This is a genomic window from Caulobacter sp. GW821-FHT10C03 (assembly GCF_059415485.1).
Window position 1 is genome coordinate 222,854 of record NZ_JBWKNI010000008.1, and the last position, 11,721, is coordinate 234,574.

At 66.3% G+C, this 11,721-nt stretch carries 5 protein-coding genes; all 5 read left to right on the forward strand.

Annotated elements, in window-relative coordinates; genetic code table 11:
* Positions 1–234 precede the first annotated feature (234 nt).
* Entirely contained in the window at positions 235–2,508 is a 2,274-nt protein-coding gene (locus AC07NG_RS13260; protein ID WP_494594459.1) for a TonB-dependent receptor, read from the forward strand.
* 534 nt (positions 2,509–3,042) lie between these two features.
* Positions 3,043–5,178: a type I secretion system permease/ATPase gene (locus AC07NG_RS13265; protein WP_494594460.1), complete on the forward strand. Its 2,136-nt coding sequence runs from the start codon at positions 3,043–3,045 to the stop codon at positions 5,176–5,178.
* Positions 5,175–6,572 carry an HlyD family type I secretion periplasmic adaptor subunit gene (locus AC07NG_RS13270; protein WP_494594461.1) on the forward strand — a complete coding sequence of 466 codons (1,398 nt, stop codon included), beginning with the start codon at positions 5,175–5,177 and terminating at the stop codon, positions 6,570–6,572. Before AC07NG_RS13265 ends, AC07NG_RS13270 begins: the two co-directional genes overlap by 4 nt.
* Positions 6,569–7,012, forward strand: coding sequence for a hypothetical protein (locus AC07NG_RS13275; protein ID WP_494594462.1), 444 nt, complete (start codon positions 6,569–6,571; stop codon positions 7,010–7,012). Before AC07NG_RS13270 ends, AC07NG_RS13275 begins: the two co-directional genes overlap by 4 nt.
* 200 nt (positions 7,013–7,212) lie before the next feature.
* On the forward strand, positions 7,213–11,721 hold a 4,509-nt coding region (locus AC07NG_RS13280), incomplete at its 3' end, for a calcium-binding protein (RefSeq protein ID WP_494594463.1).

Consider the following 11,721-nt stretch of genomic DNA (forward strand, 5'->3'; position numbering starts at 1 on the left):
TCCTTCCGAAACCTTCGAGCCCGGCGCGTTCTCGCGCCGGGCTTTTCCTTGTCCTGGCGGGGGTCCTATCGATCCGGGCGATGGCTCCGGGCTTGGTTATAGGTTCCCGCGTTTATCTATAACCGTCGCGTCCCCGGAACGCTGTTAGCTGACCTTGGCCGAAATCTCGGTCCGTCCTTGAGAAGTCTCCCACGAGGAGGCCGAAGGCGAAGGTCTCTAGGGAGGAGGGGTGCGATGCGTAGGAAGACTATGCTCCTGGCCGCGACGGCGGCGTTCACGGGAGTCATCGGGGCGGGGCAGGGGGCTCTGGCCCAGACGGCGGCGCCGACGGCCGATCAGGGCGGCTTCGTCATCGAGGAGGTGGTGGTCACCGCCCGTCGCGTCACCGAAAACCTCCAGGACACGCCGGTCTCGGTGTCGGCCTTCACCGGCGACATGCTGGAGCGGCGCCAGATCAACAGCACGGCCGACCTCGACGACGCCACGCCCAGCCTGCAGTTCGCCCCGGTCTCGCCGCTGACCGGCAATTCGTCGGCCGCCCAGATCTTCATCCGCGGCGTTGGCCAGACCGACGCCACCGCCGGCGTCGATCCTGGCGTCGGCCTCTATATCGACGATGTCTATATGGGCTCGGCGGTCGGCGGGGTCATGGACTTCCGCGACATCGCCGGGGTGCAGGTGCTGCGCGGCCCGCAGGGCACGCTGTTCGGCCGCAACACCATCGGCGGCGCCATCCTGCTGACCACGGCCGCCCCGGGCGAGGACTTCGGCGGCAGCTTCAAGGCCGGCTTTGGCACGGACAACCTGCGTGAAGGGATCCTGGCGCTGAACGTGCCGATCTCCGACACCGTGAAGACCCGCTTCACCTACGGCACGCGCGTGCAGGACGGCTACGTCACCCGTCTCTACGACGGCAAGAAGCTGGGCGACGTCAACACCTTCACGATCACCGGCAAGGTCCGCTGGACGCCGACCGAAAAGTTCACCGCCGAACTGCGCGGCGACTACACCAAGTCCGACGAGAACGGCGCGCCGCTGGTGTTCGCCGCCATCAACGAGACCTCGGCCTTCCCGCGAGCGGTCAGCTACGCCGCCGGCTGCCCGGGCATGGCGTCGGTCGGAACGACCGTGCCGATGGTCAAGGACGCCCGCTGCGCCAACGACTATTACAACGCCGGCAAGTACGCCAACAACGGCACGCATCCGGTCAACAGCGACCTGGAGAACCTCGGCGCCTCGCTGCTGCTGGAATACAAGCTGGCCGACGCCCTGACCCTGAAGTCGATCACCGCCTATCGCACCCTGGAATGGGCCGGCAGCCGCGACGCCGACAACACCCCGTTCCCGATCCTGGCGACCGACTACTCAAGCAAGGGCTTCCAGGCCAGCCAGGAGTTCCAGGCCCTCTATTCGGGCTCGCGCCTGACCGGCGTGGCGGGACTGTTCCTGTTCCGCCAAGCGGTGGACGACATCCTGACCGTCACCCTGTCGCCGCCGACCGCCCCGACCGGCACCCGCGACAGCAACAACAACGAGGTCCGCAACAAGAACTGGGCGGCCTTCACCCAGTGGACCTTCAAGGCGACGGACGCTCTGAGCGTCACCGCCGGTCTGCGCTACACCGACGAGACCAAGGGCTCGCGGCCCTACCAGTTCAACTATTCGAACCCGACCGTCCTCTACGTGCCCTACAAGCTCTATGAGCGGAAGTTCTCGGCGACGACAGGCTCGTTCCAGGCGCAGTACCGCTGGAACTCGGCGCTGATGACCTATGCCAGCTGGTCGCAGGGCTTCAAGGGCGGCGGCTTCAACAGCCGTTTCAACGGCGTCGTCGCCTCGGGCCAGCCGCCGTCGTTCGAGCCGGAAACGGCCGAGACCACCGAAATCGGCGCCAAGCTCGATCTCGGCGGCAAGCTGCGGATCAACGCCGACATCTTCTCGACCGCCTACGAGGATCTGCAGTTCACCTACCGCGTCGGCACCGCGCCCTACCTGTTCAACGCCGGCAAGGCGACGATCAAGGGCCTGGAGGTCGAGTACACCTACGTGCCGACCAACAAGCTCGTCATAGAAGGGGGCTTCAGCTATCTCGACGACAGCATCGACGAGGTCTCCACCATCGTCGGCGCCACCACGGCCGTCACCACCAACAGCCAGCTGCCCTATACGCCCAAGTGGCAGGGCAACGTCTCGGTGGCCTACACCGTCGACCTGTCGGGCGACCTGACCCTGATCCCGCGCGGCGAGATCGTCTACACCGACAGCCAGTTCTTCGACGCGGGCAACACCAAGGAGATCGCCCAGCTCGACGCCATCACCAAGCTGAACGTCGGCGTGGTGCTGGAAAACAAGGTCGCCGACTGGAAGGCGCAGCTGTCGGTCAACAACCTGACCAAGGAGATCTACCCGGTGGCGGGCAACTCCTCGCTCAGCACCAGTTCCGGCTATGCCGAGGTGGCCTACAACCGCGGCCGCGAAGTGGCCCTGTCGTTCACCAAGCGCTTCTGAGCCGGACAGGACCGGTCGGCCCTCGCGCGCCGACCGGTCCTTGGTTGCTGCTCCTTTGGTTGCAGCTCGACGCGTCCGATGACGCTGATATCTCGGCGGGGCGCTCTAGCTATGAGGGAGTGACCTGCCTGCGCCGGATTTTTACGCCCCGCGCCCCGGCCTAACCAGCGCCGATCATCCTCCGAAAGCGCGTGTTTTTCAGCGCCGAAAGGCAAGCTTTTCAATACGCTCGCGGACAATCGACTGCGTCGGCGCATGGGTGGCCGCCATGATGGTCAATCGCTTCTAAACCTTGGCTCCGCGCGATCGCACATGCCTCGGGCCTGCGCCTTGATCAGCTGATTTTTTGACATGTCTGACACATTTCGGAAGTGCGTCCCGTGAGCGGCGATCCGCCTTGCTGACAACGGAATAGGCGGCGATTCAGAGTCCGGTTGTCGACACATAATTTTCACGCTTGAGATGCTGTTTCTCAATTGCAAAGTTTAGCGTGACAAGCGTAATCTGCCCGCGTTGGTTGTGGTGGGGCGTAGGGTGACCAGTTCGCGTGCGGAGGGGGACGAAGGCCTGGAGTGCCTCGTTCTCATCCTGGGGTTTCATCAGATCGGCGCTGATCCTCAGCAGCTACGCCATGCCCTGGGCAAGGGCGCGCCGGCCGATGCGGGCGATCTGGTTCGCCTCGCCCGCCGCATGGGCGCCAAGGCCAAGATGACCCGCCTGCCGCTGCGGCGGCTGGAAGATGCGCCCCTGCCGGCGATCGCCAAGGGGCGCGCCGGCGACTTCTTCATCGTGGCGCGCGCGGTCGCGGGCGAGGTGCTGGTGCAATGGCCCGGTCAGCCGCCCAAGACCTTGTCGATGGACGACCTGTTCGCCGTCTGGGACGGCGAGGCGGTGCTCGTCACCTCGCGCTCGGAGGTCCCCGGCGGCGGCAAGTTCGACGTCACCTGGTTCATTCCGGCGCTGGTCAAGTATCGCGGCCTGCTGGGCGAGGTGCTGGCCGCCTCCCTGACCCTGCAGCTTTTCGCCCTGGCCACGCCGCTGATCTTCCAGGTGGTGATCGACAAGGTGCTGGTGCATCGCGGTTTGACCACGCTGGACGTGCTGGCCATCGGCCTCGGCTCGGTGATCCTGCTGGAAACCCTGCTGGGCGGCCTGCGCGCGGCGCTGTTCACCCACACCACCAGCCGGGTCGACGTCGAACTCGGCGCGCGGCTCTATCGCCACCTGCTGGCGTTGCCGATGGCCTATTTCGAGAGCCGGCGGGTGGGCGACACCATCGCCCGGGTGCGCGAACTGGAGACCATCCGCGAGTTCCTGACCTCGTCGTCGGTCACCCTGGTCATCGACCTGCTGTTCACGATCATCTTCCTCGTGGTGATGTGGTTCTACTCGCCGTGGCTGATGCTGATCGTGCTGATCGCCATCGCCCTCTACGCCCTGACCGCGGGCCTGATCACCGGCCCGCTGCGCCGGCGCATCGAGGAGCGCTTCCAGCGCGGCGCCGAAAGCCAGGCCTTCCTGGTCGAGAGCGTCGCCGGCATGCAGACCCTCAAGGCCGCCGCCGTCGAGCCGCAGATGCAGACCCGCTGGGAGCGCCTGCTGGCCGGCTATGTCGCCGCCGGCTTCAAGGCCGCGCGGCTGAACATCTGGGGCGGCCAGGCGATCCAGTTGATCAACAAGGCCTCGACCGTCCTGATCCTCTATATCGGCGCGCGCCTGGCCCTGACCGGCCACATGACCGTCGGCGAACTGGTGGCCTTCAACATGCTGGCCGGCCGGGTGGCCGAGCCCGTCCTGCGACTGGCCGGCCTGTGGCAGCAGTTCCAGGAAGCCCGCGTGGGCATCGCGCGCCTGGGCGACGTGCTCAACAGTCCCACCGAGGCCCAGTTCTCGCCGTCGCGGGCGGCTTTGCCGCGCATCGAGGGGCGCATCGCCTTCGACGACGTCACCTTCCGCTACAAGCCGGGCGGCCGCGAGGCCATCCGTCGCGTCAGCCTGGCGGTCGAGCCGGGCGAGGTGATCGGCGTGGTCGGTCCCTCGGGCTCGGGCAAGTCCACCCTGACCAAGCTGGTCCAGCGCCTCTACGTGCCCGAGAGCGGCCGCGTGCTGGTCGACGGCGTCGACTTGGCCCAGGTCGATCCGGCCTGGCTGCGCCGGCAGGTCGGCGTGGTGCTGCAGGAGAACCTGCTGTTCAACCGCTCGGTGCGCGAGAACATCGCCCTGGCCGACCCGTCGCTGTCGATGGAGGCTGTGATGGCCGCCGCCAGCATGGCCGGCGCCCACGACTTCATCCTGGAACTGCCCGAAGGCTACGACACCGTGCTGGAGGAGCGCGGCTCCAACCTCTCGGGCGGCCAGCGCCAGCGCGTCGCCATCGCCCGGGCCCTGATCACCAATCCCCGCATCCTGATCCTCGACGAGGCCACCAGCGCCCTCGACGCCGAGAGCGAGGCGATCCTGCAGGCCAACATGCGCCAAATCGTCCGTGGCCGGACGGTGATCGTCATCGCCCACCGGCTCAGCGCCATCCGCATGGCCAGCCGCATCGTCACCATGGAGAACGGCCAGGTCACCGAGACCGGCACCCATGACACGCTGATGGCCGCCGGCGGCCGCTACGCCCAGCTCTGGCGCGCCCAGATGCATGGCCATCACGGAGTGGAGGCATGAGTCTCGCCGCCCACGTCCGCGTCTTCACCCAGGCCTGGGGCGAGGAAAGCCGCCGCCGTCGCGCCGGCGCCGCCCGCCAGCGGGTCGAGACCGCCTTCCTGCCGGCGGCGCTGGAAATCGTCGAAAGCCCGCCGTCGCCGATCGGCCGCGCCATCAGCTGGACCATCGTCGTCGCCGCCTTCGGGGCGCTGGCCTGGTCGTGCTGGGCCAAGGTCGACATGGTCGCCGTCGCCGAAGGCCGACTGGTGCCCACGGGGCGCCTGCGCAGCGTCGAGCCCTCCGATCCCGGCGTGGTCCGCGCCATCGCCGTGCGCGAGGGCGAGCGGGTGCGGCCGGGTCAGCTGCTGATCGCTCTCGACCCCACGGTGGCCGACGCCGACGCCGAAAGCGCGGTGACCGAGCTTTCCACCGCCGGCCTGACGCTGGCCCGCGCCAACGCCCTGCTGAGCTATGCCGCCGGCCGTGGCGGGGCCGTGATCGCGCCGCCCGACTCCGAGCCGACCGCGGTCGAGGCCGAGCGCCAGCTGGTGGCCGCCCGCATCCAGGCCTACGAGGCCAAGCGCGCCTCCCTGGGCGAGCGCCGCATCGGCGCCGAGGCCAGCGCTCGCCAGGCCGAGTCCGAGATCGTCAAGCTGCAGCGCACCCTGCCGATCCTGCAGCGCCAGCTCGACGACCAGAAGGGCCTGGAGGCCAAGGGCTACGGCGCCCGCCAGAAGCTTCTCCAGCAGGAGCAGGCCATGGTCGCCGCCGAGCAGGACCTGATCTCCCAGCGCGGCCGCCTCGACGAGGCCCGCGCCCAGGTCGCCTCGCTGTCACGCGACGCCGCCGAGCTGCGCGAGCAGTTCGTCGGTCAGGCCGCCCAGGAGCGCGCCGAGGCCGAGGGGCTGGCCGCCACCCGCGCCGACTCCCTGCGCAAGGCCGAGCAGAAGCGCCAACTCCAGACCCTGACCGCTCCCGTCGGCGGCGTCATCCAGGCCGTGTCGGTGACCACGCTGGGCGAGGTGGCCGAGACCGGCAAGGCCCTGGTCACCATCGTTCCCGACGGCGAGGCCCTGGTGGTCGAGGCCCTGGTCCTCAACAAGGACGCCGGCTTCGTGCGCACCGGCGACCACGCCGTCGTCAAGCTCGAGGCCTACCCCTTCACCCGCTACGGCACGCTGAAGGGCGAGGTCGTGCAGATATCCCCCGACGCCATCGTCGATGAAAAGCGCGGCCTCGTTTTTCCTGTGCGGGTAAAACTGTCAACCACTCAACTTAGTGTGGAGGGGCGTCGCGCTCTGCTGTCAGCCGGCATGAGCGCCTCGGTCGAGATCGTCACCGGCAAGCGCCGGGTGATCGACTTCATCTGGTCGCCGGTCGCCAAGACCGTCAGCGAAGCGGGGAGGGAGCGATGAGGGCGGTAAAGGTCTTCTGCGGACTGCTGGCCGTGGCCGCGCTGTCCGGATGCGGCGACGAGGTCGCCCAAAGGGTGGTGCAAGTTCCCAGGGAGCGGACGCCCCTGGTGGTCAGCGCGTTGTCCGAAGACCCCGACCTGATCTGCCTGTTGTCGCCTGAGCGTCGGATTTTCTCCAACGCTCCCGAGATATTGAGAGAGTCGACGGGGGAATTCTGTGGCTCCGTGAAATATCCAATCTACCTGAACTTCACGAACGAAGAACGAAACGTCGTCGTGGAAATATCAAAGTGCAAGATTTCGAAAATCTACAGCGTGAAGTCATCGGATGGTCGTCCGGTGGACGTCGGAGGCCGCACCTGTAGCCGCCCCGGCAAGATGGTTGTTGCTCAAAACGGAAACTTGGCGAGCGCGAGCGCTCTCTTCATGGAGATTCGTTGATGGTGGGGGCCCTCACGGTAAAATTGAAGGACGCGGCCAGGAAGGCGGCGTTTGCAGCGAAGCTCCTTCGGGGGCACTCCGAGAACTACGTCAAGAACCAGAACTTCTCTAGCGACAGATATAATGTCGTTCTGAGCCTTACGTTCGGGGAGACCTACTTCAAGCTGGGTGCGAACCAGAAGAGAAACGGTCTCGCCCACATGTTCGCGGCGGCCAATCTCTCGTTCATCTACAACAAGACGGTCGCCACCGCTTTGGGCGACACGCTCGAAGTGGCCGAAGCGCCAGCAGCCATTCTGCACAATCAGGCCGTGGACCTGCTTCATGGCCAGGTCAACAACACCGCTTCGGCCCTGCCTTGGGCGGCCAACATGACCGCCGACCGGTGGAACAACCTGATCGGCGCCGAGATCGGCCAACTCGTAAAGCAGAACCATCTACCCCAGAGCAGCATCGACCACCTGGTTCGCTGGGCCTACAACGAGGGTTTCCTGGCGCTGAATCCCTGGGCGGGCAGCACCGGCAAATCCGCGCCCTTCTACGTGTGGGGACGGGCCACCGTGCCGAACGTGGCCGAGTTCGTCGCGGCGGCGCAGGCGGCGATCCAGAACGGAAGCTATGCCGGGGCGGCCTCGGCCAACGCCGTCAATCCCTCGGCGCTCTACAGTCAGATCTCGTACACGTCGGACAAGAGCATCGACGCGCAGAACGAATGGCTGATCGTGCAGTATCAGCAGGCGATCGACGCGATGTACGTGAGGCAAGTCGCCGGCGACATCGGCGACTCGATCGGCTCGTCCCTCGGCAATTTCCTCGCGGGCGGCAACGCCATCAAAGGCATCGTCTATTCTTCGCTGCTGGGCGAGTTCGGCGAGCGCCTGGCGGGCAGCCTGATCAGCGGCGCCAAGTTCGAGAACGTCTCTTCGCAATCGATGAACGGGGCGCTCGACACCAAGACCTCGTTCGGCGCCGACGTCGCCGCGCGCATGGGCCAGGCCGTGATCGGCACGGTGAGTTCGCTGCTCACCATGGAGCTTGGCGAGGCGTTGGGGCTGAAGGGCTTCGGCGCGGAGCTGTTCAACACCACCGGTTCGACCGTCATCGGCAAGGCGCTGTCGAACCTGTTCAATTCGTCGCTGGGGCCGGCCCATATCTTCGATGGCTTCTTCACAGAGAGCATCATCAAGCCGCCCGTGGGGCAGTCGCCGCCCGCTCAGTTGTCGGGACTGCTGGCCAGCGCCGTCGGCTCGTTCCTGGGCGCCAAGCTCGGCGCCATGGTCGTCTCGCCCCAGACCCAGGCCGGGGTGGCGCTGTCGTCCATCGGCTCGGCCGTGGGCACCTATCTGGCGCTCGAGGGCATCGGACTGATCGGGGCGGCGGCAGAAGGCTTCGCCGCCTTCTTCGGCGTCAAGGCGGGCACGATGCTCGGCAACGCCATCATTCCGGGCGTGGGCGCCTTCATCGGCTTCGTCCTGGGGGCCCTGATCGGCAACCTGTTTGGCAAGAAGAAGCCGAAGATTCCGTCGGCCAACGCCGAGACGGTGCTGCAGGTGCCCTATGCGCAGTACCAGTTGGGCGCGATCACGGTCGCCAACAACGGCAATCGCGAACTCGTCACCGCGATGGCGACGACGGCGCGCGACACGCTGAACGCGCTGATCGACATGGTCGCCTACACCAACACCACGGCCTATGTCTCCAACCTGAACGGCGTGGGAACCACCCAGGTCTACGGCCATACCGGCAACCAGATCTGGGTGAAGATCAACGGCGTCCAGAACAATTTCGCCTCTTCGGACCAGGCGGTCGAATACGGAACGCTGACGGCGATCCGCAACACCAAGATCGTCGGCGGCGACATCTTCGCCAAGCGGACCATCGCCAGGTCGCCGGCCGCCGACCTGACGTCGCTGGCGGGTGATCTCAAGATCGCCAGCGACTACCTCTTCTACACCGAGAACCGCAGCCTGGTGGATGGCATCATCACCGGGGCCTACGCCAGCCTCAGCCAGTGGGAACAGAACTTCTACGACCATCCGCCGCACAAGGCGCTGATCGACAAGTTCGCTGCCCAGGGCCTGGGGGCGCTGACCTCCGACGAACTGAGTTTCTACAACAGCTACCAGACGAGCATCGACAGGATCGTCGCCGCGCTCGAGAACCAGTCGCTGGCCAACCCCTGGCTGATCACCCTGCAAAGGGCGATGGAGCTGGGCCTCGACAAGTTCACGACCTCGGACTTCTACGGCGGGCTGCGCGGCTTCCTCGACAGCTTCGACATGAAGAGCAAGGGCGTCGCCTACGAGAACGCCAACTTCCAATGGAACGGCGCGGACTTCACCGTGTCGGCGGCGGGCGGGACCGAGGGGCTGTTCTCGGTCCTGTCCACGGCCTCGGCCGATGGCCGGTCGGTGACGATCAACGGCCTGGACAAGATCGGCTACACCTGGGTCAACGCTGGCGGCGCGACCTCCGGCGCCGACTACATGGAGTACCGCTGGAACGGCGGCGGCGTGGTGCTCGACGACAGCCACACCGAGACCGAGATCACCTACGAATACGTCTGGAACGGCTGGGACTACGAGTACATCGAGCACGTCAACACCGTGACGAGGTCCGGCGGCGACGACATCCTCGTCGGTAGTCAATACGCCGACACGCTCTATGGCCGCAGCGGCTGGGACTGGCTGGACGGCCAAGCCGGCGACGACACGATCGACGGGGGCGACCAGAACGACGTTCTGCTCGGCGGGGAAGGGCGCGACACCCTGATCGGCGGCGCAGGCGACGACTACCTGTCGGGCGGGGCGGGTCATGACGGCAATGGCGTCGGCCTGATGTCGGGCGGCGACGGCGACGACACCCTCGTCGGGGGCGCGGGCCAGGACCAGATGAACGGCGACGCCGGAAACGACACCTTCATCGTCGATGTAGACGGCGGCGGCGAACAGGACTGGCACGACGGCGGCGACGGCAACGACACGATTTCCTACGAGCGCTTCACCGCCAGCGCCTATCTCGACATGCGCAACACCGCCGGTTGGAGCTGGTCGCCGACCGGGCTCTATTCCTACGGCGACGTGATCATCAACATCGAGAGCATCAAGGGCTCGTCGTTCAACGACTGGTTCTGCGGCAACGATCTGGACAACACGATCAGCGGCGGCGCCGGCAACGACGAGCTTCACGGCTGGGGCGGCAACGACACCATCGAAGGGGGAGAGGGCGCCGACGTCCTGAACGGCTGGGGCGGCTTCGATTGGCTGAGCTATGTCGGATCCTCGTCTCCGGTCTCTATCGACCTGTCGATCAATTTCGCGGCGGGCGGCGACGCCGAGGGCGATGTCATCTCCAGTTTCGAGAACGTGCGCGGCTCCAGAGGCGGCGACGAACTCAAGGGCTACAACGGCGGCGACAACTGGCTCGACGGCTATGACGGCGACGACTGGCTGACCGCCACCACCGGCAACGACGTCTTCGTCGGCGGCGAAGGCAATGATTTCGTCGATTATTCGGAGGGCTTCGCCAGCGGGACTTCGACCTACCAGGTGTGGGTCGAGGACGGCTATTGGGAGCGGGACCAGTGGGACAACTCGGAGTATTGGGTTTCCTACGGCACCGGGCACTACGAGAGCCAGACCTCCACGGTCGCCGCCCTGACCATCAGCCTGGGCGCGGGGACGGGCCAGGTTCGCGGCGTCGACGGTTCGGTCTCCACCCACAGCTACACCAGCGTTGAAGGCGTGATCGGCACGATCTACGCCGACTCCATCGGTGGGGGGAACGCCGACGAGACCTTCATCGGCGGCGCGGGCGCCGACTATCTGTACGGCGGCGCCGGAGCCGACACCTACATCATGTACCGCAACGACGGCGCCGACACGATCGTCGAGGACAACACCGGCTGGAACACGCTGTCGTTCGGCGACAGCGTCAAGTTCTCGGAGCTCTGGTTCGGCACCGCCGGCGGGGCTGGCGGCTGGCTCGACGTCGGGGTCCGGGGCTACAGCTCCCAGGTCCGGATCGGCGGCAACTTCGCCCAGCGCAACAACACCAAGATCAAGTCCCTCGCCAGCCAGGACGGCGGGGCGCTGGACCTGGGCTCGATCGACTTCGGGCGTGGCGGCAGCGACGGCGTCGATACGATCAACGGCACGAGCAGCTATTACGACCTGATCGCCGCCTACGACAACAACGACTACATCACCGGCTCCGGCACGGCGTGGGAGGACAAGGGCAACGTCATCATCGCGGGGCGTGGCGACGACACCATCAGCACCTCCGGCGGCGACGACCAGTTCGCCTACGATCGCGGCGACGGCAAGGACACGATCATCGACGCCGGCGGCGAGGACACGATCGTGTTCGGTTCGACCGTGGCCGCCGATGACGTGATCTACGAGGTGGTGGGCGGAGATCTGTATATCGGCGCCCGCGACCTGGAGAACCTTAGCAAGACCGCTTCCCAGGTCGACGACCGGATCAAGATCCAGGGCGGCGGCTACAAGACCGTGGTCAAGAACGGCTACACCGGCGAGGTGCTGTACGAGAGCCTGAACACGGTCGAGTACGTGCTGGCCGGCGGGACCTCGATCGACCTGCGCAAGCTCAACATCAATTGGACCCAGAGCGTCACCTACAACTACGACTACGCCTATCCGATCGCGCTGGACCTGGACGGCGACGGGCTGGACCTGTCGGCGGTCGAC